Annotated in this window: 24 protein-coding genes and 2 tRNA genes; 20 read left to right on the forward strand and 6 right to left on the reverse strand. The window is 43.8% G+C overall.

What is annotated here, in order from left to right:
- Positions 1-6 precede the first annotated feature (6 nt).
- The 12 genes from V7O62_RS05520 to nadA all read left to right on the forward strand — a co-directional run bounded on the left by V7O62_RS05520 (position 7) and on the right by nadA (position 12,571).
- A complete protein-coding gene (locus V7O62_RS05520; protein ID WP_406658012.1) occupies positions 7-2,649 on the forward strand; it encodes a DNA-directed RNA polymerase subunit A' in 2,643 nt (880 codons plus the stop codon).
- Between the two features lie 31 nt (positions 2,650-2,680).
- Positions 2,681-3,793 (forward strand): DNA-directed RNA polymerase subunit A'', encoded by a 1,113-nt coding sequence (gene rpoA2 / locus V7O62_RS05525; RefSeq protein WP_406658255.1) that lies wholly within the window; start codon positions 2,681-2,683, stop codon positions 3,791-3,793.
- A gap of 99 nt (positions 3,794-3,892) precedes the next feature.
- Positions 3,893-4,180, forward strand: coding sequence for a 50S ribosomal protein L30e (locus tag V7O62_RS05530; protein ID WP_406658013.1), 288 nt, complete (start codon positions 3,893-3,895; stop codon positions 4,178-4,180).
- Positions 4,181-4,194: 14 nt separating this feature from the next.
- Complete coding sequence (locus V7O62_RS05535; RefSeq protein ID WP_406658014.1) at positions 4,195-4,620, forward strand: NusA-like transcription termination signal-binding factor; 426 nt, start codon at positions 4,195-4,197, stop codon at positions 4,618-4,620.
- A 49-nt stretch (positions 4,621-4,669) separates the two neighbouring features.
- Positions 4,670-5,098, forward strand: a complete 429-nt coding sequence (locus V7O62_RS05540; protein ID WP_406658015.1) for a 30S ribosomal protein S12 — start codon at positions 4,670-4,672, stop codon at positions 5,096-5,098.
- 5 nt (positions 5,099-5,103) lie between these two features.
- On the forward strand, positions 5,104-5,664 hold the full coding sequence (locus V7O62_RS05545; protein WP_406658016.1) for a 30S ribosomal protein S7: 561 nt from the start codon (positions 5,104-5,106) through the stop codon (positions 5,662-5,664).
- A gap of 50 nt (positions 5,665-5,714) precedes the next feature.
- Positions 5,715-7,916, forward strand: a complete 2,202-nt coding sequence (locus V7O62_RS05550; RefSeq protein WP_406658017.1) for an elongation factor EF-2 — start codon at positions 5,715-5,717, stop codon at positions 7,914-7,916.
- Positions 7,917-8,034: 118 nt separating this feature from the next.
- Complete coding sequence (gene tuf, locus V7O62_RS05555) at positions 8,035-9,303, forward strand: translation elongation factor EF-1 subunit alpha (RefSeq protein WP_406658018.1); 1,269 nt, start codon at positions 8,035-8,037, stop codon at positions 9,301-9,303.
- A 34-nt stretch (positions 9,304-9,337) separates the two neighbouring features.
- Complete coding sequence (gene rpsJ / locus V7O62_RS05560; RefSeq protein ID WP_176964439.1) at positions 9,338-9,649, forward strand: 30S ribosomal protein S10; 312 nt, start codon at positions 9,338-9,340, stop codon at positions 9,647-9,649.
- Positions 9,650-9,904: 255 nt separating this feature from the next.
- Positions 9,905-11,095, forward strand: coding sequence for an NAD(P)/FAD-dependent oxidoreductase (locus V7O62_RS05565; protein WP_406658019.1), 1,191 nt, complete (start codon positions 9,905-9,907; stop codon positions 11,093-11,095).
- A gap of 12 nt (positions 11,096-11,107) precedes the next feature.
- Positions 11,108-11,473: a DUF1641 domain-containing protein gene (locus V7O62_RS05570; RefSeq protein WP_406658020.1), complete on the forward strand. Its 366-nt coding sequence runs from the start codon at positions 11,108-11,110 to the stop codon at positions 11,471-11,473.
- 165 nt (positions 11,474-11,638) lie between these two features.
- Positions 11,639-12,571, forward strand: a complete 933-nt coding sequence (gene nadA / locus V7O62_RS05575) for a quinolinate synthase NadA (RefSeq protein WP_406658021.1) — start codon at positions 11,639-11,641, stop codon at positions 12,569-12,571.
- A gap of 37 nt (positions 12,572-12,608) precedes the next feature.
- Here the strand turns inward: nadA and V7O62_RS05580 are convergent, their stop codons facing one another.
- Both V7O62_RS05580 and pscS read right to left on the reverse strand, forming a co-directional pair.
- Positions 12,609-13,355, reverse strand: coding sequence for a HesA/MoeB/ThiF family protein (locus V7O62_RS05580; protein WP_406658022.1), 747 nt, complete (start codon positions 13,353-13,355; stop codon positions 12,609-12,611).
- A 44-nt stretch (positions 13,356-13,399) separates the two neighbouring features.
- Positions 13,400-14,770, reverse strand: coding sequence for an O-phospho-L-seryl-tRNA:Cys-tRNA synthase (gene pscS / locus V7O62_RS05585; RefSeq protein ID WP_406658023.1), 1,371 nt, complete (start codon positions 14,768-14,770; stop codon positions 13,400-13,402).
- Positions 14,771-15,051: 281 nt separating this feature from the next.
- Here pscS and V7O62_RS05590 point away from each other — a divergent pair, with 281 nt between their 5' ends.
- From V7O62_RS05590 to fdhD, 3 genes are read left to right on the forward strand one after another with little or no spacing between them, the layout of a single operon-like run.
- Positions 15,052-15,375 carry a transcriptional regulator gene (locus V7O62_RS05590; protein ID WP_406658024.1) on the forward strand — a complete coding sequence of 108 codons (324 nt, stop codon included), beginning with the start codon at positions 15,052-15,054 and terminating at the stop codon, positions 15,373-15,375.
- A gap of 35 nt (positions 15,376-15,410) precedes the next feature.
- Entirely contained in the window at positions 15,411-16,592 is a 1,182-nt protein-coding gene (locus V7O62_RS05595) for an aminotransferase class V-fold PLP-dependent enzyme (RefSeq protein ID WP_406658025.1), read from the forward strand.
- Position 16,593: 1 nt separating this feature from the next.
- The gene (gene fdhD / locus V7O62_RS05600) at positions 16,594-17,391 is read left to right on the forward strand and encodes a formate dehydrogenase accessory sulfurtransferase FdhD (RefSeq protein WP_406658027.1); all 798 of its coding nucleotides are present in this window, start codon (positions 16,594-16,596) and stop codon (positions 17,389-17,391) included.
- A gap of 24 nt (positions 17,392-17,415) precedes the next feature.
- Here fdhD and V7O62_RS05605 read toward each other — a convergent pair whose 3' ends face one another.
- Positions 17,416-17,610: a MoaD/ThiS family protein gene (locus tag V7O62_RS05605; RefSeq protein WP_406658028.1), complete on the reverse strand. Its 195-nt coding sequence runs from the start codon at positions 17,608-17,610 to the stop codon at positions 17,416-17,418.
- 46 nt (positions 17,611-17,656) lie between these two features.
- Positions 17,657-17,728, reverse strand: a tRNA-Cys gene (locus tag V7O62_RS05610).
- 385 nt (positions 17,729-18,113) lie between these two features.
- Between V7O62_RS05610 and V7O62_RS05615 the strand changes: the two genes are divergently transcribed.
- Positions 18,114-18,185, forward strand: a tRNA-Arg gene (locus V7O62_RS05615).
- Between the two features lie 309 nt (positions 18,186-18,494).
- Positions 18,495-19,214: a helix-turn-helix transcriptional regulator gene (locus V7O62_RS05620; protein ID WP_406658029.1), complete on the forward strand. Its 720-nt coding sequence runs from the start codon at positions 18,495-18,497 to the stop codon at positions 19,212-19,214.
- A gap of 315 nt (positions 19,215-19,529) precedes the next feature.
- On the opposite strand, the gene V7O62_RS05625 is transcribed toward V7O62_RS05620, so the two are convergent.
- Positions 19,530-19,688 (reverse strand): hypothetical protein, encoded by a 159-nt coding sequence (locus tag V7O62_RS05625; protein WP_406658030.1) that lies wholly within the window; start codon positions 19,686-19,688, stop codon positions 19,530-19,532.
- A 153-nt stretch (positions 19,689-19,841) separates the two neighbouring features.
- Here V7O62_RS05625 and V7O62_RS05630 point away from each other — a divergent pair, with 153 nt between their 5' ends.
- Positions 19,842-20,570, forward strand: coding sequence for an HAD family hydrolase (locus V7O62_RS05630; protein WP_406658031.1), 729 nt, complete (start codon positions 19,842-19,844; stop codon positions 20,568-20,570).
- Positions 20,551-21,759 (forward strand): NAD(P)/FAD-dependent oxidoreductase, encoded by a 1,209-nt coding sequence (locus V7O62_RS05635; protein WP_406658032.1) that lies wholly within the window; start codon positions 20,551-20,553, stop codon positions 21,757-21,759. The genes V7O62_RS05630 and V7O62_RS05635 overlap by 20 nt, the downstream gene beginning before the upstream one ends.
- A 5-nt stretch (positions 21,760-21,764) precedes the next feature.
- Here the strand turns inward: V7O62_RS05635 and V7O62_RS05640 are convergent, their stop codons facing one another.
- Entirely contained in the window at positions 21,765-22,268 is a 504-nt protein-coding gene (locus tag V7O62_RS05640; RefSeq protein ID WP_406658256.1) for an amino acid-binding protein, read from the reverse strand.
- 256 nt (positions 22,269-22,524) lie between these two features.
- On the opposite strand from V7O62_RS05640, the gene V7O62_RS05645 reads away from it, so the two are divergent.
- Positions 22,525-23,883: an isopropylmalate synthase gene (locus V7O62_RS05645; RefSeq protein ID WP_406658033.1), complete on the forward strand. Its 1,359-nt coding sequence runs from the start codon at positions 22,525-22,527 to the stop codon at positions 23,881-23,883.
- The last annotated feature ends 153 nt before the right edge of the window (positions 23,884-24,036 follow it).

Genomic DNA, 24,036 nt, shown 5'->3' on the forward strand with positions numbered 1-24,036 from the left:
TATAATATGAAAGATCTGCCATCAATTCCTAAAAGGATCGGTGCTATCAAATTCGGTTTGTTATCACCACGCGAAGTAAGGAAAATGAGTGTGACCTCAATCATCACTGCAGACACATATGATGATGATGGTTACCCGATTGACATGGGACTTATGGACCTGAGGCTCGGTGTGATAGACCCCGGTCTTAAATGTAAGACATGTGGAAGCCGTGCAGGCGAATGTCCCGGACATTTCGGACATATCGAGCTCGTAGCTCCTGTAATCCATGTAGGATTCAACAAGACCATACGTAAAACCCTTCGTTCAATATGCCACAACTGTAGCAGGTTGCTTCTGGAGGCAGGGAAGAAGGATGAATTCCTTGCACAGCTTACCAGCTCCAAGGAAATGGGACACTTGCCTGATGACATCGTCAACGAAGTCTTCAAGGAAGCCCGCAAGACAAAGGTTTGTCCCTATTGTTCTGCCGAACAGAAGGAGATAAAATTCGAGAAACCTACGGATTATATTGAGGACGGACACAAGCTGACTCCAACCGAGATAAGGGATCGCTTTGAAAGCGTACCCGATGAAGACGTTAAAGTTCTTGGAATGGATCCTGCAAGTGCAAGACCCGAATGGATGGTACTCACCGTACTTCCTGTACCACCGGTAACTGTCAGGCCTTCCATTACCCTTGAATCCGGTCAGCGCAGTGAGGACGACCTCACCCACAAGCTTGTAGATATTATACGTATTAATCAGAGATTCCAGGAGAACCGTGATGCTGGTGCTCCACAGCTAATCATTGAAGATTTATGGGAACTCCTTCAGTACCATGTGACAACTTTCTTTGACAATGAAGTTTCCGGCGTACCACCTGCAAGACACAGGTCAGGAAGGCCCCTGAAAACCCTTACCCAGCGTCTTAAAGGTAAGGAAGGAAGGTTTAGAGGAAGTTTGTCAGGTAAACGTGTGAACTTCTCTGCACGTACTGTTGTATCTCCCGAACCAAACCTGAGCATCAATGAGGTCGGCGTGCCCTTTGAAATCGCAAGACAGATGACAATACCCGAGAGGGTAACCTCCAGGAACCTTGAGCTGCTTCGTGTGTATGTGGAGCGTGGAAGTGAGGTCCATCCCGGTGCTAATTATGTAATCCGTGATGATGGCAGGCGCATCAGGGTATCAGAGATCAATAAGGAAGAACTCGCCGAGAAACTGGAAGTAGGCTGGACAGTTGAAAGACAGCTTATGGACGGAGATATTGTCCTGTTTAACAGGCAGCCATCATTGCACAAGATGAGTATCATGTCACACAGGGTAAAAGTACTACCATTTAAGACATTCAGGCTGAACCCTGCAGTATGTCCACCATATAATGCTGACTTTGACGGTGATGAGATGAACATGCATGTTCTTCAGACCGAAGAGTCAAGGGCTGAGGCCAGCATTCTCATGCAGGTGCAGGAAAACATCCTCTCCCCACGTTTCGGAGGACCCATCATTGGTGGTATACATGACCACATATCAGGACTGTTCTTGCTAACCAGGAATGAGAACAAGATCACAAAGAATGCAGCTCTGGAGCTTCTCAGAAAATCCGATGTTAGAGACCTTCCCGAGCCTGCAAGTTACTCCGAAGACGGAGAGCCTCTCTGGAACGGTAAGCAGATATTCAGCCAGATATTGCCAAAGGGATTGTACCTTGAATTCCCTGCCCAGGTATGTTACAAATGTGACATCTGCAAGAAGAAAGACTGCGAGTACAATGCTTATGTAGTGATTGAGGATGGAGAGATGATCCTGGGAACCATCGATGAACAGTCAATCGGTGCTTTCAAAGGCAAGATCCTTGATAAGATGGTAAAGGAATATGGTTCCGAGGCAGGAGCAAAGTTCGTGGATGATTTCACAAGACTTGCAATACGTGGTGTTATGAAGACCGGACTCAGTTTCGGAATAAGTGATGAAGACATACCACTTACTGCCAAGACCCAGATAGCCAACCTGCTTAATGAAGCTGAAGATAATGTCAAGCGTCTTATCGAAGCCTATGAGGCAAAAGAGCTGGAACCATTGCCAGGACGTACTCTTGAGGAAACCATTGAAATGAAGATCATGCAGGAGCTTGGTAAAGCCAGGGACCAGACCGGTAATATTGCAGGAAGGCAGCTAGGTCTTGAAAATTCAGCTGTGATAATGGCTAAATCCGGTGCAAGAGGTTCAATGCTTAACCTTACCCAGATGGCTGCCTGTGTTGGTCAGCAGGCTGTTCGTGGTGAAAGGATAAGGAGAGGTTACTCAGGAAGGACACTCCCGCACTTTGACAAGGGTGACCTTGGAGCAGATGCGCACGGTTTTGTAAAAGCCAGCTACAAGAGTGGCCTTAATCCGACCGAATATTTCTTCCACGCAATCGGTGGCCGTGAAGGTCTTGTGGACACTGCGGTCCGTACATCACAATCAGGTTACCTCCAGAGGAGACTTGTGAACGCATTGCAGGATCTGGAAGTACAATATGACGGTTCTGTTCGTGAGACTCGTGGCGTCGTAGTACAATTCAAATATGGTGAGGATGGAATCGATTCTACCAAGAGTGATTATAGTAAGCCGGAAGCTGTACACCGAATAGTCAGGATGGTTACCGGGAAAGAGGTGAACTGAAATGAGCATCAGTGAAACTACCATAGATGCGATGATCGAGAATCTCGATCTTCCTTTGAATATAAAGAAGACCCTGAGAGACGATGCGATCAAAGTAGGTGTAACAAAGAAGGAGCTTGAAGAAATCATCGAACGTCTCATGGAAAGTTATGATTATGCCTGTGTGGAGCCCTGTGAAGCTGTAGGTGTTGTATCAGCACAGTCCATAGGAGAACCAGGTACACAGATGACAATGCGTACATTCCACTATGCAGGTGTGGCCGAAATTAACGTTACCCTCGGACTGCCCCGTCTTATTGAGATCGTGGATGCAAGAAAGCAACCAAGCACACCGATGATGACTATCGCACTTGAGGAAGGATATGCAACCGACAGGGACAAGGCCCGTATACTTGCCTGGGAGATAGAGGCAACACATATCGAACACCTTGCAGACATCACAACTGACTTGGCAAACATGCAGCTCATCATCGACCTGCATGAAAAGACGCTGATGCAGAGATCCCTTACTGCGGATGAGATCGCAGACAAGCTAAGAGATTCACTGGATGTTATGGTAAATATTTCAGGAAATATTCAGAATCAGATAGTGTTGGTACCTAATTCTCCTTCGTACAGGGAACTCTTGCAACTTGCCAAGAATATCCATGGCATTACCCTCAAGGGTATTGAAGGTATCAAAAGGGTTGTAATCAGGAAGGATGGCGAAGAATATACCCTTTATACCGAAGGCTCACAGCTTAAAGAAGTTCTGCAAATAGAAGGCGTGGATGTTACAAGGACCTATACCAATAACATCGGAGAAATCTACGATGTATTCGGCATCGAGGCTGCCAGAAATGCAATTATTACTGAAGCAACCAATACTCTTTCCGAGCAGGGTCTTACTGTGGACATCAGGCATATCATGCTTGTATCGGACATCATGTGTTCGGACGGTGAAGTGAAGCAGATCGGAAGACATGGAATCTCCGGTGAGAAAGCCAGTGTCTTTGCACGTGCTGCTTTCGAGGTCACAGTCAACCACCTGCTTGATGCGGGAATGCGTGGTGACAGGGACGAACTCAATGGTGTAACTGAGAACATCATTGTTGGCCAGCCAATTAAGCTTGGTACAGGCGACGTACACCTAGTTTCCAGATAAACAATATGATGTTGCTTAGGAAGAACAACCAGAAACTACATATAAGGAATCATTTATTAGAATACAAATCTCAAATTGATTACAAATGAGTTGATCTAAATGGATATTAACATTGATAAAGCACTTATCAAGGTCATCAGAACCGGGAAAGTCATTATCGGCTCAAACCGGACTATTGATGCTGCTGTAAAGAATGAAGCGAAAATGGTGGTACTCGCTGCAAACTGCCCTCCAGAAATCAGAGAGAAAGTAGAGAGCACAGACGTACCTGTACTTAATTACCCAGGCCCTGGCACCGAACTTGGACCTGCATGCGGTAAGCCTTTCATCATTGCAGCAATGGCTATCCTTGACAGCGGCGAATCTGATATTTTAGCTGCATCTTAAAGGGAGTGCCTTACTTGAGTGAGATCAAGCTGTCTACAGAAGGGATCAGATATATTGCATTATTTGAAAAACTGACGGGAGCAACGGTCAAGGATTGTATAATCGATGACGGACGCATAATATATGTGATCAAGGAAGGCGACATGGGCGCTGCTATAGGAAAGAATGGAGATCACATAAACCGGATGAAAAAAACTGTAGATAAGCATATAGATCTTGTAGAATACTCAGAGGAACCTGTTGCTTTTATCAAGAATGCATTCGGCCCGGTAACTGTCAAATCGGTGAACATCGTTAGCCGAAACAACAAGCGATTAGCTTATGTAGAAGTATCTAATAAGGACAAGGGACTTGCCATAGGACGTAATGGGAAAAATATAGAGAAAGTCAAGCTTGTTGCTAAAAGGCATCATGATATAGATGACGTTATCTTGCAATGATAATTACAAAGTCAACAACTCACAATAATACATAATCGGAGACATAATAATGCCAAATGGAAAATATGCAGCTCACACGGTTCAACGCATGCGAAAGGATGCAAGATGGAAGGACTCTCGCTATAACAGGCGTGAACTTGGTCTTAACGTAAAGGCAGATCCACTCAGTGGCGCACCTCAGGGAAGAGGTATCGTACTTGAAAAGGTGGGCGTTGAAGCAAAACAGCCGAACTCGGCTATCAGGAAATGTGTAAGAATACAACTGATCAAGAATGGTCGTCAGGTATCAGCTTTCTGCCCTGGTGACGGTGCAATCAACTTCATTGATGAGCACGACGAGGTTACAGTAGAAAGAATAGGTGGCCGTATGGGTGGTGCAATGGGTGATATCCCAGGTGTACGTTTCAAGGTCATCGCAGTGAACAATGTATCTCTTAATGAGATGGTCATCGGCCGCAAGGAAAAACCAAGGAGATAATTTACATGATAAAATTATTTGGAAAATGGGATTTCGGAGAGGTAGAGGTCGCTGATCTTGGAATCAAGAGCTATGTGAACCTGGACCCTGTAATAATTCCACACAGTAATGGAAAACATGCAAGGCAGCAGTTCAACAAGTCCGACATATCCATCGTCGAGCGTCTTGTGAACAATGTCATGCGCAACGAGCAGAATACCGGCAAGAAGCAGTCTGCACTCAGGATCGTTGAGGAAGCCTTTGACATAATCAGCACAAAGACACAGAAGAACCCTATGCAGGTACTTGTCGAGGCTATTGCACATGCAGGACCAAGAGAAGAAGTCGTAAGGCTCAAATACGGAGGAATATCCGTACCAAAGGCTGTTGATACATCTTCACAGAGGCGTGTGGACACTGCATTAAGATATATTACAATGGGTGCCAACCAGGCAGCTTTCAAATCAAAGAAAAGTGCAGCCTCCTGCCTTGCATCCGAGATAATCGCTGCGGCAAACCGCGATGCTAAATGCTTCTCCATTAACAGAAAGGATGCAAAGGAAAGGGTTGCGAAGGCAGCACGTTAACGCCATACATATTATAATAATTAGAAAATTCCAGGAAACAGGTAGTAAATATGGCTAAAAGCGACAAAATGGTTGACCGTGTTGCGGGGCTTATGAAGGAGCCAAAGATGATACGCAACATTGGTATCGTTGCGCACATCGATCACGGAAAAACAACATTATCAGACAACCTTCTTGCAGGTGCAGGCATGCTCTCAAAAGAGCTTGCTGGTAACGCATGCTGGACAGATTCTGATGAAGAAGAACAGGAAAGAGGTATTACAATTGATTCCGCAAACGTTTCAATGGTCCACGAGTATGAGGACGAAGAATATCTCATTAACCTTATTGATACCCCGGGTCACGTAGACTTTGGTGGTGACGTAACTCGTGCAATGCGCGCTGTGGACGGTGCAGTTGTGGTTATTGATGCTGTAGAAGGTACAATGCCACAGACTGAGACTGTTCTCAGGCAGGCATTGAAGGAACATGTCAAGCCGGTACTGTTCATTAACAAGGTTGACCGTCTCATCAACGAACTGCAGGTCGACGGACAGGAAATGCAGATCAGACTCGGTAAGCTTATTGATCACGTAAACAAGCTCATCAAAGGTATGAACGAAGAGCGTTACAAAGCAGGTTGGAGAGTCGATGCTGCTAACGGAACAGTAGCATTCGGTTCAGCACTTTACAACTGGGCTATCAGCGTACCGATGATGCAGAAGACCGGAATCAGTTTCCAGCAGATCTATGATTACAACAAAGCTGATGATGAAGATAGCATAAAGGAACTTGCAGAAAAGTGTCCACTTCATGAAGTCCTGAACGATATGGTTATCAGGTATCTCCCCTCCCCTCTTGAAGCACAGGAAGGAAGGATCAATGCAATCTGGCACGGTGACAAGGAATCTGAGATTGCCAAGTCAATGATCAATGCAGATCCGGAAGGAGATCTTGCTTTCATGGTAACAGACATTACAATGGACCCACATGCAGGTGAAGTCGCAACTGGAAGACTGTTCAGTGGTTCACTTTCCCGTGGAATGGAAGTATATGTATCAGGAGCTGCAAAGAAGAACAGAATTCAGCAGGTCGGTGTTTTCATGGGTCCGAAGAGACTGGAAGTGGAGAACATTCCTGCAGGTAACATTGCAGCTGTAACAGGACTAAAAGATGCTATTGTCGGTTCAACTGTAACTACCCTTGATGGCATGGAACCTTTCGAAAGCATTACTCATGCAAGTGAACCTGTAGTTACTGTTGCTGTTGAAGCAAAGCACATGAAGGATCTTCCAAAACTTGTTGATGTACTGAGACAGGTAGCAAAGGAAGACCCAACCCTTAAGATCACACTTGACGAAGAAACCGGCGAGCACTTGATGGCCGGTATGGGTGAACTTCACCTGGAAGTCATTGCTCACAGGATCGAGCGTGACAAGGGTGTAGAGATTACAACAACACCACCTATTGTTGTGTACCGTGAAACAATTCGCGGTAGTGCCGGCCCTGTTGAAGGAAAATCACCAAACAGGCACAACAGATTCTACGTTGAAGTCGAGCCTCTTGAGGAAGAAGTCAGAGACCTTATCAAAGCGGGTGAGATATCAATGCGCATGCCTGAAGTGGAGCGCAGAGAGAAACTCATGGCAGCAGGAATGAGCAAGGATGAGGCAAAAGGTATTGCAAATATCTTTGAAAGCAATGTTTACATCGATGTAACAAAGGGTATCCAGCACCTTAACGAAACTATGGAACTTATCCTTGAAGGATTCCAGGAAGTAATGAAGGCAGGACCTCTTTCAAAAGAACCATGTATGGGTGTAAAGGTCAAACTCGTTGATGCAAAGCTTCATGAGGATGCTGTCCACAGAGGACCTGCACAGGTAATTCCTGCATCAAGACAGGGTATCCAGGCAGCAATGCTCATGGCAGATGACACACTTCTTGAACCATACCAGAAGGTATTCATCCAGGTTCCACAGGACCAGATGGGCGGTGCAACCAAGGAGATTCAGGGACGTCGCGGAGTTATTGCTGACATGGTGGCAGAAGGTGACATGACCATTATCGAGTCAAAAGCACCCGTATCCGAACTCTTTGGATTTGCAGGAGACATAAGGTCCGCAACTGAAGGACGTGCAATGTGGAGTACTGAGTTTGCAGGATTCGACACACTGCCAACAAACCTGAGCAGTGAGATCGTGTGCTCCATCAGAGAAAGAAAGGGGCTGAAGAAGGACCTACCACAGGCATCTGATTTCTTGAGCCAGTGAGAACAGAGGACTGCAGCATTGGCTGCAAATCCCTTTTCTTCAGAAAGGTTTAAACGTGAAAACAACTATTAGGTCAAATCAAATTGATAATTTATAATTAAAAGTAGGAGATATGAAAATGGCAGCTGAGAAACCACACATGAACTTAGCAGTTATCGGTCATGTTGACCACGGCAAATCAACTTTTGTCGGAAGATTGATGTTCGAAACAGGTGCAGTACCTGCTCACCTTATCGAGAAATACAAGGCAGAAGCAAAAGAGAAAGGAAAAGAATCCTTCGCTTTCGCATGGGTAATGGACTCCCTCAAGGAAGAGCGTGAGAGAGGAGTAACCATCGATATCTCCCACAAGAGATTCGATACCGACAAATACTACTTTACAGTAGTAGACTGCCCAGGTCACCGTGACTTCGTAAAGAACATGATCACCGGTGCTTCCCAGGCAGATGCAGCTGTTCTTGTCGTAGCAGCACCTGATGGTGTAATGGCTCAGACAAGAGAGCACGTGTTCCTTTCAAGGACACTCGGTATCAACCAGCTCATCATTGCTGTTAACAAGATGGATGCAGCTGACTACAGCGAAGAAAGATACAACGAAGTCAAGAAAGATGTAAGCCAGCTTCTCGGTATGGTCGGATTCAAGGCAGACGAAATTCCATTTGTCCCAACATCCGCATTCGAAGGTGACAACATCACAAAGTCAAGCGAGAATACACCATGGTACAAAGGCCCATCACTTCTTGAATGCCTTAACGACCTCAAGGAACCAGAAAAGCCAGACAAGCTTCCACTCCGTATCCCAGTACAGGACGCATACACCATTTCAGGTATCGGAACCGTACCAGTAGGTAGGGTAGAGACTGGTATCATGAAGAAAGGTGAAGATGTGACCTTTAATCCAAGTGGCGTTACCGGAGAAGTAAAGTCAATCGAGATGCACCACGAAGAAGTTCCTGAAGCAGTACCTGGTGACAACATCGGTTGGAACGTACGTGGTGTCGGAAAGAACGATGTCAGAAGAGGTGACGTCTGTGGCCCGGCTGCGAACCCACCATCAGTTGCTGATGAGTTCACCGCCCAGATCGTAGTGCTCCAGCACCCATCCGCGATCACAGCAGGATACACACCTGTATTCCACTGCCACACAACCCAGACCGCATGTACAGTTATGGCACTCAACAAGAAGCTTGATCCAAAGTCAGGTCAGGTCAAGGAAGAGAACCCAACCTTCATCAAGGCAGGAGATGCAGCAATCATTACCGTAAAGCCAACAAGGCCAATGGTAATCGAGCCAGTAAAGGAAATCCCACAACTTGGAAGATTCGCTATCCGTGATATGGGTATGACCATTGCAGCTGGCATGTGCATGAGTGTCACACAGAAATAAGACACTCAACTTTTCCTTTTTTTAGGAGACAAACATGTCACAGAAAGCAAGAATAAGATTATCAGGGATCAGTCCGGTAAACCTGGATGGAGTCTGCGAACAGGTGAAAGCCATTGCAGACAGAACAGGTGTAAGTATCTCAGGACCAGTTCCCCTACCAACTAAAAAGATGGTAGTACCTGTCCGTAAGAGTCCAAGTGGTGACGGAACCGCAACATGGGATCACTGGGAAATGCGTGTACACAAGAGGCTCATCGATATTGCAGCCGACGAACGTGCACTCAGGCAGCTCATGCGTATTCAAGTCCCAAAGGACATAAACATTGAGATCGTATTACAGAACTAAAAACGCTATAGTTATTGTTCACAATAACTATACTCCTTAAACGTTACAGAACATTCTGTAACACCCCAAATATTCTTTTGAATTTTTCAACAAGGACGGTAGTCTTTGTACTTTTTACAAAGACCGTTCACATTACTAAACTGCTAAAATATACAAATTATATATACACCTTCATTCTCAATACAACTGCCAAAATACATCAGTAACGCAACTAATATATCAAGTGAAAACTCAGTAAACTCTGGGGAGATATGTGTGAAAGAGCGAATACTGATATTAGGAGCAGGCTATGCCGGTTCGGTTGTAGCAAATATCCTAGCCAGGGAATTCAGGAATAGAATTGCAAGAGAAGAACTGAAGATAACAATTCTCGACAAAAGTGATACGAGTATTAATCAGGGCGGTTTTACCTTCATCCCTTTTGATCTTTATACACCTGAAGATATCACAAGATCACGGAAGAAACTCATAAGTCCCAGAGTGAAAGCCTTCTATGGAAAGAATGGCGAGGTTACCTCAGTAGATCTCCAAAATAAAGAAGTAACTGTCAGGAGTGGTAAAAAGTACAGTTATGAACACCTCGTCGTTGCAATGGGTTGCAGAGCCGATGTCGATGCTGTTCCGGGGCTTACAGATGACCTTAATACGTTTTATACATCTTTGGAGGATGCTTTCAAGGTACGGGATATCATAAGAAAAATCAATGGAGGAAGAGTTGCAATATCAGTTGCCTCCATGCCTGTTCCCTGCCCCGGTGCACCTATAAAATTCACTTTCATGCTCGATAGTTATCTTCGTAATGTAAAAAAGAACAGGGATGATGTGCAATTGACCCTGTTCTGGCCCATGGAACCCATAGGACCTCCTGAGTTCAATAAAATGGTAAGTGAACAATTTAAAGAAAAGAATGTAGAAGTCATCAGAAACTTCCAGCTCTCCAGCATCGATGCTACTGCAAAAATGTTGACCTCAAAAAATGGTGAAATAGCCAATTACGACTTATTAATCACTATCCCCCCTCATAAAGCTCCCCAACCATTGATAGATTCCGGTCTTACAGATGAAAAGGGATGGCTGTCAGCAAACGAAACCACACTTCAGTACAGAGGGCCTGCGGGTAACTTTGATAATGTATATGTCCTGGGAGATCTTGGACCGGCCCAAATTCTCAAAACAGGAATCGGAGCACATTACCAGGCACTGGCGGTGAGTCAGAACCTGATCAACGATGTTTATGGAAACGGTATGAAGACACACTATGAAGGTGAAACAGGTTGTCCGATAGTAACTGATATGGAAACCCAAACCACACCAGGGAAAGGCTATATTGCCACATGGAAATACGGAGTACCTCCTGCACCTTTCAAGACCACCGAAATAGGCTGGTATCTGTATCGTATGTATTATCATATACACTGGGATGCCAGTGTTAAAGGATTATTCTGAGGAGGGAGAGGCATGACAGAAGATATTACCACCAGTCAGATATCGGGAATCGAAATTACACCTTCAGATGTTGAAGCTTTACTGGACCTGATAAGAACATCACGAATGCTACAGGACTACATGAACGATCAGACTGCACACGGTATAGCTGAAATTGCATCGGTCTATTTCAAAATGATTAACGCAATGATCAGTACTGATCTTGTCGATGTCATGGAGAGAGGATTGCAGGACCCCCAGCTTGATAAAGCTCTTCTGGACCCACCAAAGATAGGAGTCGGCGGTTTGGTCAGGGAAATACAGGATGAAGATTTCCAGAAAGGACTTGGCATCATGATAGAACTTTTGAAAGCTATTGGTCGGGCAGCAAGTGATTAACGCATTTTAATTTCTAGATTTGAATGTACTGTCTGCACCTATCACAAAATCTATAAATATGGATCAGTACACTTAACATAATTGATTCACAATTGTGATGAACATATTTGTCAGTTGGATATTTAAGTATAAAAAAGAAAGATATCTCTGACAAAGGTATAATTCATGAACCTTACCAGCAAGGAAACACTTGACCCTCATTCACTTATAGAAGAGATTGACAGGCTCAAAAAAGAAAAGGATGCCATCATCCTCGCCCACAACTACCAGATACCGGAAGTACAGGATATAGCCGATTTCATAGGAGACTCATTGGAACTTGCAAGAAAAGCTGCAACCCTTGACAATGATGTTATCGTTTTCTGTGGTGTAGATTTTATGGCTGAAACAGCAGCCATCCTCTCCCCAGACAAGACAGTTCTGCTGCCGGCAGCTGAAGCTAATTGTCCCATGGCAGAGATGATAACTGCCGGAGAACTGAAAGTATTGAAAGAAAGATTTCCTGATGCAGCAGTCGTTTGTTATGTAAACACCAGTGCAGAGGTTAAAGCAGAAAGTGATATCTGCTGCACTTCTTCAAATGCAGTAAAAGTTGTGGAGTCATTGGACGAAGACAGGATTATCTTCGTGCCGGATAGAAACCTCGGAGCTTATGTTGCCAGATTCACCAGCAAAGAAGTACTTCCCTGGGAAGGATTCTGTTTTGTACATGATAGAATGACAACTGATGACGTAAAAGAAGCTCGCTCACTGCATCCTGAAGCAGAAGTGCTTGTTCACCCGGAATGCAGGGCCGAAGTTATTGACCTGGCAGACGGCGTGTACTCGACCTCAGGGATGATAAAACGTGTATGTTCGAGTCCCGGCAAAGAGTTCATAATCGGAACAGAAATAGGTATCCTTCACAGGATGAAAAAGGATTGTCCTGAAAAAATATGCTATCCACTTTCCTCACAGGCTATTTGCACTACCATGAAAAAAACAGATCTTGTAAAAGTGCACGCTTCCCTGGAAAGCCTTACTCCACAGATAATTGTCCCGGAGGAAATTGCAGACAGGGCACGCAAGGCCATAACACGGATGCTTGAAGTTCGTTGAACCGGGAGATTGTTGTCCTTAAAATGAGCTTTAAACCTCATTTATTGTCTTGAGGCGTGCCACAAACTTCACAGTCACATCTTTTATTAAAACGTAAATATTCCATTTCAGCAGAAAGACCATTCCATATAAGCAGCCTGCCAGTAAGCATTTCACCGGTTCCCACCAGATACTTAATCACTTCGTTCGCCTGTACCATTGCGATTATTCCGGCTGTCACACCTACAATAGGAAATACTTCATTCGGAGGTGCGGAAGGAAAAAAACAATTCAGACATGCAGTTTTACCCGGGATTATGGTCGTCGCCTGTCCGTCAAAGCCCCGGACAGCTCCATGGATAAGCGCAATACCTCTCTCTTGTGCCTGTTTATTAAGAAGATAGCGTGTAGCATAGTTATCCATTGCATCTACTATCACATCCACATTCTCCGTGAATTCTGAGACATTTGACTCATCTATGGTCCGGGTAAAAATCTCGACATCAATATCAGGATTGATAGAACGAAGTTTTTCTTCAACTGAAGTGACTTTTTCTTTTCCGATGTCCGGTTCCCAGTGAAGCACCTGCCTGTTGAGATTTGAGCGGTCGATCACATCCTTGTCAACCAGTCTCAAATATCCTACACCTGCAACAGCCAGATACAATGCTATCGGACATCCCAGGCCACCTGCACCGGCAATTAAAACCCTGGCATTTTTCAGGCACTTTTGTCCCTCTTCACCAAAGAGCATTATCTGCCGGGAATAACGTTCAAGCTCCTGCTCACTTAACATGCTTTTCATTTCCACCTCAAGACAGAAAAACCTGATCCTGTCATCCGGGTTGGTCAACCTTGGCGGTTGACTTTCAATTCATATTTTTCCGCGATTTCCTGAAGTGAATCCCCGAGGTATCGGACCTTCTCCCAGGAAAGACCATAGGTATTCAGCTTCCAGGCGCGTGTTGCACCTGCAAATTCTCCTACAATACCTCTTTTTGAGAGCTCGTCAGAGAAGAAGAAACCTTTCCTTTTGTGAGTACCAGCCACAACATCAAAACTTCCGGTAGTATCAACTTTCGAAAGAGTGTGTTTTCGCGGGTATTCGGACAGAACCTCGCTGCCCTCGATGGACAGGAGCTTCTCCATGAGGAAATTAGATTTCCGGATCTCATCCTCCCAGTGGAGAGTGCGCTCTTTAACAGCAGGGAAAGAAGCCATCATTGCCATCAGGGTAGAGCCCATCAGAGTACATCCGAGCATCTCAACTTCCTTTACACCAAACTTACGTCCTGTAAGATCACCGACCATGCTCGTAGTTCTGAACACAACATCAGCCCATTCATCGGTAGTCGCAAGCACACCGGAAGGAGCAGGAGATGCCATACTCTTGTGTCCGGAGCCAATCACAAAATCAGCACCCAGTTTCTTACCGTTAACAGGCATTACTCCGACTGTGTATGCTCCATTATACAGCAAAGGAATATCATATTGATGTGCAACTTTGGCGATACCACGCACATCATGCTCGTTGGCAAATTGGTAATCAAAATGATCTATCATCACAAGCTTGGGAGCTTTCCCGGTATCCTTAGTTACAGCTTCGATCTTTTCAGCAACATCGTCCGGTTTAATAATATTATCCAGGCCCTTTGGAACTTCTTTTACTATTCCACCCGCAGCTTCTACTGCCAGGAATTCCGTATAATGGGCAAGTGAAGATACAACTACCGAATCACCAGGTTCTACCAGACTGGAAGTTACAGCCTGAAAACCTCTTCTTGCACCCGGGACAACACGAGCTGTATCCATATTCAGGAATTGTGCAAGGTCTGTGTGGAAATCAGCGATTGGAGGCTTTGAAATTTTATCCAGGCGGAAAGGTTTGCGGCAACTGTCACAGGCAGAATATCCGTCACCATAAGCTATGAGAGCTTTGCGTGCTTCAGGAGTCAGTCTCCCTGCAGCCTGAATCGGCTGTATGTTAATGTATTCTTCTTCACGGCTGCGTACAGGCAATGTCCCGGCAATTTTGCCAACATTAGGAGAGCCAGTGCCTGCTTCTAAATCAGTGATTATATTTTTAATCCTGTTAATCTGTTCATTGAACTCTCTGCTTTCCACTTGGTCACTACCATCCGGTAAAGTACTTCGCAACATTTCACGGATGTCTTCCAAAGCAAAAAGTGCTTCAAATGTTTTTTGAACTCTAATATTCAAAATAAATACCTCTTTGTCCTTTCCTGATGAAATTTATCTCAAACCTCATTTTCTGTATTTTGGCATTTCACTTCGCATGTAGATGATAATCTCTAATTTATTTGGATTCACAATTGTGAATTTATTGTTTAGCAGTTATGTCTATATAAGAATTATGCCAGACATAGGAAACAAACCGTACAAAGAACATTGCGAAAGGTACTTTAGGATACAGAATTAATTCGCAATCGTGAATTAGACACGAAAAACAGATATTTAAAATCAGAACAAGAGTAGATATTATGAAATTACCCTGCCAGATGATAGTCTGGGATGTACTGCCAGCCATAAGAGCGGCAATTGCGGAAGAACTTGTTAACTGTGGCCTGAATCAGCAGGATATTGCAAAAGAGCTGGATATGGCACCCTCAGCAGTATCACAGTATCTTTCCAAGAAGAGAGGTTACAGGATCGTATTCGAAGACGATGTCAAAGAATCCATACATCTTCTGGCGCTGGACATGAAAGAGAAACGCGTTGATGACCTTTCTGCCCGTATATGCCAGATATGCGTACAGATGCGTGAAGAAGACCAGAAGTGTTTGGGCGGCAAAAGTAAGAGCTGATTTCGTACTGTTCTTTGTTGGAGATGGGAAACTCAATGGATATCGATAGTATAAGACGAGACTTTCCACTCCTCAATGATGTTGCCTATCTTGACAACGCTGCAACAAGCCTTTCCCCTGAACCTGTGATCTGTGCAATGAACGAGTTTGAGCGACACTACAGATCAAACGTAGGCAGAGGAGTCCATAGACTGACCGCCTTTGCAACTCAAAAATACTGGGATGCCCATAGGAAAGTGGCAGAGTTCATTGGTGGAGAAGATGGTACCACCGTGCTTACCAAGAATACTACCGAGGCTGTCAATACAATTGCCTACGGACTCAACTGGCAACATGGAGACAATATTGTAACCACTGTTCTAGAGCATCATTCAAACTTCCTGCCCTGGATTCACCTGCGGAAAAAAGGAGTAGATGTATCCGTTGTTGAGCCTTTTTATGATGGCGCTATAGACATCAATGCCTTTGAAGCTGTAATCGACGAGGATACCAGACTTGTAGCTATTACGCACGCATCCAATGCACTCGGGAATATCCTTGAGGTAAAGGAAATAGCATCATTATGCCAGGAACACGGAGCCAAACTGCTTATTGATGGAGCACAATCAGCCCCGCACATATCCGTGAATGTAAAGGACATAGGTTGTGACTATTTTTGTTTCTCCGGACACAAGATGCTCGGGCCCACGGGTACGGGAATACTCTGGATGAAAGAAGCTGATATTGATCCCCTGCTTCTAGGAGGTGGAGCCATCGAAAAAGTATCCCTTGATACTTATACCCTTTCCGAAGGCTACGAACGCTACGAAGCGGGAACACCTCATGTTTCCGGAATGATCGGACTTGGACACGCTGTTGACTACCTGACAAAAGTGGGACTGAAAAATATTGAGAGGCATGAGAAAGAACTTGCTGAACGATTAATTAATGGGCTTGAAGATATTGAAAAGGTGCAAGTTTACGGTCCCGTGGAAGAGGATGAGAGAATAGGCGTTGTTTCCTTCAACATAGAAGGTATGCATCCGCATGAAGTTTCACATATACTTGATGAAGCATCAGGTATAATCACAAGATCAGGAGAACACTGTTGCCAGCCCCTGATGGACTACCTGGAACTTCCCCACGGAACGGTACGTGCAAGTATCTACCTTTACAACACGGAAGAAGAGATAGACCTCCTTCTGGATACCATTAAAGAGATAACCCGGAGATTATGAGATGTTCAGGGAATTACCATGTGTAAAAGCAGAAGGAGAGTCCTTCTCACAGGATATGCATCCGGTAATAGAGGAAATGCCACTTGCTGTCAGTGTCAACGGACGACATGCCCTTACAGCCATGACAAGTCCTGTTATGCTCAGGGAATTTATTATTGGTTTTCTCTATACCGAGCGCATTATCAAAGATATTGAAGAGATAGAATCAATTCGCTTCGAGAAGAACACTGCAAGCGTTCTCACAACAAATCCTTTCAAAATACTTACTTCGCAAAAGACAGTCCTGAGTGGCTGTGGTGGAAGTATGTCGTTCCTTGATACGGAGAAACTTCCGGAAATAGATTCGGACCTGAACCTCAATGCTGAAAAAATCAGAAATTCCTTAAAGGAAGCACTTGACTCTGAACTCCACATCAGGACAGGAGGCATACACGTAGTAGGTTTGTATGACACAGAAGGTAGAATCACTGTTGTGGAGGATATCGGCCGGCATAATGCACTCGATCGGGTGATAGGACATGCCCTGGAAAAGGATATCGACCTTTCAAAGACCTATGCTATATGTTCGGGACGTATTTCCTCAGAAATGGTTCGTAAATGCCTTGTGGCAAACATACCTGTTATTGTTTCAAGAGGTGCGACTACAACGCTTGCAGTAGAGATAGCAAAGGCCAGAGGCCTTACCATTATTGGTTTTGTGAGAGGAAAGAAAATGAACATTTATTCGGGAGGAAAACGTGTATCGGATATGCCTTCTGAAGATGCCGGCTACCTTGAAAAAGAACAAGGACAATTGTAAAGAATAAATCAAAGAATGAAGGTCTCATCCACCAAAAACAACATGGATTATACGAACTTCATCCTCGTTGCTGAGAACACGATCTTCAGGCACTATTTCCCCTGCTATTGTCACAAGTACTTCACTTTGGCTGATTCCAAGAGTCCGTAGAAGTTCTTCAACTGTCAGGGACTCGATTTCCAGTTCTTCTATTTTTCCGGAATGCAATGTGACTTTCATGAATTCAACGCCTTACAGTAATATAAGAATCATTATGGTTAGGTTAAGCCAGGACCCGGATTCGAACCGGGATAGAATCGCTCTGCAGGCGATTGCGTAGCCGCTCCGCCATCCTGGCAATAATTCACAATTGTGAATATTCTTAATAGATATATCTGATATTTAAAACCTGCGAGAGAGGAAACGCTATCTTTTAGATATCAAAATCCCAGGAACTATAGAACCTAAATATCTTCTGACAATCTATAGCAAGTATTTGCCAACAGTTTATTTAGGGAAAAGTTGTAGGAGTCTTCGGTGCGGGGCTTTCCTGAATATGGATCACACCTCCTTAAATAAAACTGCTCGTCTTTCAAAAATGCCCCCACCCTATCTCCTGAAATTCACTTATCCGGGAAGATTCAAATTATACAAATAGCATCCTATTGCAAAAAGTGCTACTATGCATCAGGTTTATCTTTCATGAAAGTGTTATGAAATGCTGCATACCACGGTTTTTGAAGGGACCTGTAGTGTAGAGGATATCACTTGAGCCTCCGGAGCTTAGAACCCGGGTTCAATTCCCGGCAGGTCCGTACAACGCTTCCAATCCAGCGTACATGAGCAAAATGTGAAAGAAGAAAGGTGTCTCTGAGGATATAGACTTTGTGAAGGTCTTCTAAGAATTTATTTTACTATCCCGAATGAAGGGTGAAATTAAAAAACCATTTTGCAATGCTTTATATGCATGCACGACTAAATATGTGTGGGGGGTTAGAACGAGGTCTTCCTTACTTGACACGATATTTCTTTCAGAGAAAAGGAAGAATCTTTTATTATTCTTAAAGGAAGGATCAAAAACAAAAGAAGAAATAAAAGATTACTTTGATTTTCCTTGGAAATCCATGATACCTCAGGTAAAAAAATTGCTTGAGTGGAACTTGATAATCTATGAAGGGGACAAGTATGCCCTTACACCAACAGGAGAAGCCATAGTTGAGAACATGGAAAAACTCCTGATGAGTCTTAGTGTACATGAAAAGAACATGGATTACTGGACCGACCACGATCTCAGTCCCATACCTAAAGAACTTCTCTTCAGGATAGGAGAACTGGGAACATGTGAAATTCTGGAACCGAACCTTCCGAGTATTTTCGAGCAAGAAGAAGAAATGCTCAAGAGGATTGATGGTTCGAGCCGAATATCGACTTTCATTTCCATATACCACCCTTCATATCTCCTCCCATATTCCAGCTTTCTGGAACAAGGTGTTGATGTGAAGGTCATAATGACAGAAGAGGTATACAATCTGCTTAAAGAAGATATTCATTCAGAGATTACCGAACCATGCAATGAAAATCCACTTTCCCAGTCACTGAAAAGGGAATATGAGAAGGAAATAGAGATACTTTTAGAAGAAGGTAGCTCACATATTTCAATCTGTAAACAGGATGTAAAACCTGTGAGTATCACAGTAAGTGATCTGTTCATGTCCTTTTCCCTGCTGGATAAAAACGGCAGATACACTAACCGTATTATCTTAAGTTCCGAATCTAAAGCTATTGAATGGGGAGAAGAACTTTTCCAGTACTATAAAGACAGGTCCGAAAGTCTGAACTACTAAAGGTTAAACTGCACAAAGCCGGGGGGATGGCTTCCAAATATCTTACTGCTGCATACCACAGTTTTTGAAGCACCTTAAACAGGTGCTTCAGTGGTCAGTACACACCCTTTGTAAAAAGTTAGTTGGTTGAGGTTGTCAAGATGTGTACAAGTAAAAGTATGGTTTATTCGTATATAACCAAACCTTTTATCACCTTATATAAGGAGATAGAATAGTATAAAAGCAGAAGATTGGCAAAAGAAAATGGAATATTCTTAAAGCTTTTTCTCCCTGGAATACAGCTTCAAGAGCACGTCAAATTGTTTGTGAATAAAACTAATTCTTTTTTATCGGAGATACTCGTATGAAAGCCTGTCCGCAGGCAGAATAGAAACCTTCCTTTTCGTATTCATTATTAGATCCCCCATAAGACATTAGTCCTCCAGAATCTGTTTTTTTGCTCTCGTTTGTATTTGGGTTTGTTCCTGTAACCAATTTATCCCTCCAGATAGAAAATTTCCTCATTGGAAATATTCATAGTTATAATATATAAAAAAGCTATATAAAAATATTGCTGTTTAGGTCCTAAAAGCAACGAATTTATTAAGTATACACCCAAAAACTATTAATTGAAAACAGAGGGAGGGGATGTTCATAAAGCAGTCTGGGCCAGTTAACGATAACAACAAAATTAAAGGTATTATCTTTGATATGGATAACACCCTCTTCGACTTTGTTGAAGCAAAGATATTTGCCTGTTCAGCTATTGTAGGATATCTGGGAAAAGGGGACGCTTATGAGCTTTTCAGATATTTCCGCAGAGGAGAACATGGCTTCGAGAATATTGAAAACATCAGTGACTACATGAAAGATTGTGGCCTTTTCTCTGAAAAGAGCTTCCTTGAGTGCTGCAATATATATGAAAAAGAAAAGGTACGCTCCGTAAAACTATATCCTGGTGTCAGAAACACAATCAAGGAACTTCAGTCAATGGACATTAACCTGGCTATCCTGACAGATGCGGAAATGAGAAATGCAAAAGCAAGACTTGAAAAGGTAGGCCTTTACGATTGTTTTGATTCCCTCTTCACATTTGACATCACAGGATGGAAAAAGCCTTCTCACAGGACATTCACATATGCTCTTGAATCCATGAGACTTCTGCCTCATGAAACACTTTTTGTAGGCGACAGCCTGAAAAGGGACATTATACCTTCAAAACAACTGGGAATGATAGCAGCGTATGCAATCTATGGTGACCGTAACCCGGAAACGGGCCGGGAACTTATCGAAGAAAAACCTGATCATGTACTCGAAAATTTCAGTGACGTACTGAAGCTTATACGGGATGGGAAGAATGAAGAACACAGATTATGACGTTATTGTTGTAGGAGCCGGACCTGTTGGCTCTACAGCTGCAAGATATGCTGCAAAGAGCGGTGCAAATGTATTGATGATAGAAGACCATGCATCTATAGGCTCACCTGTGAGTTGCACGGGTCTTTTAAGCACAAGGGCAGTATCCGAATGCGATGTACACCCTTCTGATAATTTTGTCCTGAACAAGGTACGTGGGGCTTTTGTGCACTCAATGAACGGAGCCTGCCTCCCCGTAGATGGAAAAAAAACAAAAGCGTATGTAGTCTCAAGGAAGAATTTCGACAGGACCCTGGCAGCAATGGCAGTTGACAGTGATGTGAAACTGAAAATAAATACCAGAGCAATTGATCTTCAGAACAGAGAGGGTGTTCAGAAATTATCGGTCATTGAAAATGGTGACATCAAAGATATCACCTCAAAAGTCGTGATTGGTGCTGATGGGGTTCGTAGCCGTATAGCAAAGATGGCAGGCCTTGGAGGAGTGAAGAAGACACTCCCGGGAATACAGATAGAAGCTCCTTATAATTCCCCGGACAAGGACTTTGTGGAACTATTTGTTGGCTCGCAAGCTCCCGGATTCTTCGGATGGACAGTTCCCATCGATGAAAAAGTTTCCCGCATAGGTATGGCTGTCGACTACAATAATGATGAAAATGTCTCTTTACATCTTGAAAGAATGCTTAAGAGCAATTCTCACATTAGTTCACGGTACGGAGGAGGACAGGTTGACCTTGTAATCGGAGGAATCCCTCTCGGCCCTCTGGAAAAAACCTATTCAGAAGGTACGCTGATTGTAGGAGATGCTGCAGGACAAGTTAAGCCAACGTCAGGTGGAGGTATATATACCGGTGCTGCATGTGCTAAGATAGCAGGCGAGGTTGCTGCCAGGGCTGCGCTTGAAGAGGACAATTCAGCGCAACGACTTTCCGAGTATGACCGCAGGTGGAGAGCAAAAATTGGAAAGGAACTCACCATGGGTATGAAGATTCATAGCTTTATGGGAGGACTGGGAGATAGCGAGATGGATGAACTCATTGCTTCAATGAACAAGCCACCCATACTTGACACTATTACTACCTATGGAGACATGGACCATCCCTCAATCGTCATAAAAAAGCTGCTAAGTCCCTCTAATTCAAGGCACTTGTTCGGGGTATTCAAAGCCTTTGCAAAAGCTGTGCTCTAGAATTCCTAGTAAATGCTCACACCTCTGACAGATTCAAGTTCAAGGAGTTCTTCAACAATGCTGCCTGGGACTTTTGTGTCAGTGACTATTGTCAGGCGGGGTTCCGTTATAAAGAAGGGATCATCTGAAACTGCCTGCCTGATGCTGATATTATGACATGCTATAACAGCAGATACTTCGGAAATAATCCCTTTATGGACAGCATCATCAGGCGTAATTATGATTACACCGAGACCAAGCAACGGAGCAACATCACGCAAGAAAGGAACTGACTTTACATTCTGGAATATCTTCCTTAACAACTCATCGGAAAGTATCGCCTCTGTTGTTGAATCTACAACCCGTCGGTCAACACCCGCTTCCTTTGCAAGCTGGGTATGAGCAATTTCAATTGCACCTGATATAACCTTTCCTTCATCATTCACCTGGAAACCGCGCTCGAACAAAAGTCTCAGGACTTTTTGTTGTGCCGGATGTTTTTCAAACTTTTTGAGCAGTACACTCCACATAATCATCATGTAATCCTTAAAGGTATTAAGATTTAGGGTTAGTTTATCCTTATTACAGTTTTCAGGATTGAAAGAAGATAAAAGAAAAGCATTTTAAGGATTAGATCATGTTATAGAATCTGCTAGTTACTTAATAACGCACGTTTGCCCGGAGTTGGAACGCTCGTTATCCGGATGGAAAAAGATCATCCTGCCATTTCTAGAGATAGTAAGTATACCGGGAATATCGGAAAGCTTGCTCTAAAGGAGGAACAGAATGAAAACATACAGGGACTACGATGACCTTCCGAAAATCAGATTGCCATATGGGCAGGAAGTGTCTATCAGTGACAGTACTATACGTGATGGCTCTCAAATGCCAGGAATCGTTGTGAGAACCCATCACAAAGTGAAGATATATGAATATCTGCACAGAATAGGCATTGAAAAACTGGAATCATTTGTCTACAATGAAAGGGACAGAAAAGCCATTAAGACCATGCAGGACATGGGATATGAGTTCCCGGAGATCACAGGCTGGGCTCGTGCAAATCCTGCAGATATAGATATGGTTCTGGACATCGACGGAATTGAAGAGACAGGAGTTCTGATGTCCGTATCCGATCCACACATCTTTGATAAGATGGGACTTCCAAGCCGGGAGGCAGCGGAAGAGAAATATCTCAATGCACTACAATATGCTGTAGACCACGGCCTGAGGACAAGAGCACATATCGAGGACATGACCCGTGCTGACAACTATAATTTTGTCTTCCCGCTCATCAAGAAAATAATTGACATCGATCCCGACTGTACAATACGCATATGTGACACTATAGGTTACGGAGTACCTTTCACACGTGTAGATGAGCCATATGGAATACCGACTATTGTAAGGCATCTGAAAGAAGAGCTGAATGTGAAGCACATCGAAACTCATTGCCACGACGATTTTGGTCTTGCGGTTCCCAATTCCCTTGCAGGGTACTGGCATGGAGCCGACTGGTCAAACGTAACTTTCCTGGGGATCGGAGAGAGATCAGGCAACGCGGAGATGGAAAAATTGCTTCTGTTCCTGAAAAGGCGTGTTGAAGGATTCGACAAATATAATCTTGATTGCATTGCGGAGTTCTCCAGATTTATGGAAAAGGAGATCGGCATCAGAATACCAAGGAATAAGTCTGTTGTGGGTAACAATGTATTTGCCCATGAGTCAGGAATCCACACTGCAGGCGTTATCAAGAACCCCTTTACCTATGAGCCCTACCCACCTGAGACAGTAGGTGGAAAAAGGAACTTCCTGGTTGGAGATTCATCCGGTATCGAGGTTTTAAGATTCAAAGTGCAGGAGACTCTCAATGAGCTGATGGACGTAAACATAGAAGTGGAAAAGAATGACAAGCGTCTTCGTTCCATCCAATCCGATATCCAGAAGCTCTACAACGAAGACAAAAGGGTTTCATGCATCTCCGATGAAGAAATACTCGGCTATGTCAAAAAATACTTCATGTTCAATCCAATGGTCAGAAAGGACATGCATCGTGACGAAGATGGCGAGAATCGGGAGACCAATGCAGGAACCAGTACGACCGGGATTAAGCCACGTATGCATGATACCGTAGACGGATCAAATTAGTGATATCTTTTTTCCAGAGACTGCTGGCTAAAAAGCGTAGCAATATCTCATGGCGGGAACTTCCGCCATCACTCATTTATTTTTATCTGATACTTTTGTAGAAGCCACATTTCTCGATATTAGCCTACAGTATCGGAGACTATATATTTTTAC

The organism is Methanolobus sp. ZRKC2, from assembly GCF_045291185.1.
Lineage (GTDB): Archaea > Halobacteriota > Methanosarcinia > Methanosarcinales > Methanosarcinaceae > Methanolobus.

Bases quoted from the DNA above. Each gene is read 5' to 3' on its own strand.
- V7O62_RS05520 (WP_406658012.1), top strand. From the start codon at position 7: ATGAAAGATCTGCCATCAATTCCTAAAAGGATCGGTGCTATCAAATTC.
- rpoA2 (WP_406658255.1), top strand. From the start codon at position 2,681: ATGATCGAGAATCTCGATCTTCCTTTGAATATAAAGAAGACCCTGAGA.
- V7O62_RS05530 (WP_406658013.1), top strand. From the start codon at position 3,893: ATGGATATTAACATTGATAAAGCACTTATCAAGGTCATCAGAACCGGG.
- V7O62_RS05540 (WP_406658015.1), top strand. From the start codon at position 4,670: ATGCCAAATGGAAAATATGCAGCTCACACGGTTCAACGCATGCGAAAG.
- V7O62_RS05545 (WP_406658016.1), top strand. From the start codon at position 5,104: ATGATAAAATTATTTGGAAAATGGGATTTCGGAGAGGTAGAGGTCGCT.
- V7O62_RS05550 (WP_406658017.1), top strand. From the start codon at position 5,715: ATGGCTAAAAGCGACAAAATGGTTGACCGTGTTGCGGGGCTTATGAAG.
- tuf (WP_406658018.1), top strand. From the start codon at position 8,035: ATGGCAGCTGAGAAACCACACATGAACTTAGCAGTTATCGGTCATGTT.
- rpsJ (WP_176964439.1), top strand. From the start codon at position 9,338: ATGTCACAGAAAGCAAGAATAAGATTATCAGGGATCAGTCCGGTAAAC.
- V7O62_RS05570 (WP_406658020.1), top strand. From the start codon at position 11,108: ATGACAGAAGATATTACCACCAGTCAGATATCGGGAATCGAAATTACA.
- nadA (WP_406658021.1), top strand. From the start codon at position 11,639: ATGAACCTTACCAGCAAGGAAACACTTGACCCTCATTCACTTATAGAA.
- V7O62_RS05580 (WP_406658022.1), bottom strand. From the start codon at position 13,355: ATGAAAAGCATGTTAAGTGAGCAGGAGCTTGAACGTTATTCCCGGCAG.
- V7O62_RS05590 (WP_406658024.1), top strand. From the start codon at position 15,052: ATGAAATTACCCTGCCAGATGATAGTCTGGGATGTACTGCCAGCCATA.
- V7O62_RS05595 (WP_406658025.1), top strand. From the start codon at position 15,411: ATGGATATCGATAGTATAAGACGAGACTTTCCACTCCTCAATGATGTT.
- fdhD (WP_406658027.1), top strand. From the start codon at position 16,594: ATGTTCAGGGAATTACCATGTGTAAAAGCAGAAGGAGAGTCCTTCTCA.
- V7O62_RS05605 (WP_406658028.1), bottom strand. From the start codon at position 17,610: ATGAAAGTCACATTGCATTCCGGAAAAATAGAAGAACTGGAAATCGAG.
- V7O62_RS05620 (WP_406658029.1), top strand. From the start codon at position 18,495: ATGATACCTCAGGTAAAAAAATTGCTTGAGTGGAACTTGATAATCTAT.
- V7O62_RS05630 (WP_406658031.1), top strand. From the start codon at position 19,842: ATGTTCATAAAGCAGTCTGGGCCAGTTAACGATAACAACAAAATTAAA.
- V7O62_RS05635 (WP_406658032.1), top strand. From the start codon at position 20,551: ATGAAGAACACAGATTATGACGTTATTGTTGTAGGAGCCGGACCTGTT.
- V7O62_RS05640 (WP_406658256.1), bottom strand. From the start codon at position 22,268: ATGTGGAGTGTACTGCTCAAAAAGTTTGAAAAACATCCGGCACAACAA.
- V7O62_RS05645 (WP_406658033.1), top strand. From the start codon at position 22,525: ATGAAAACATACAGGGACTACGATGACCTTCCGAAAATCAGATTGCCA.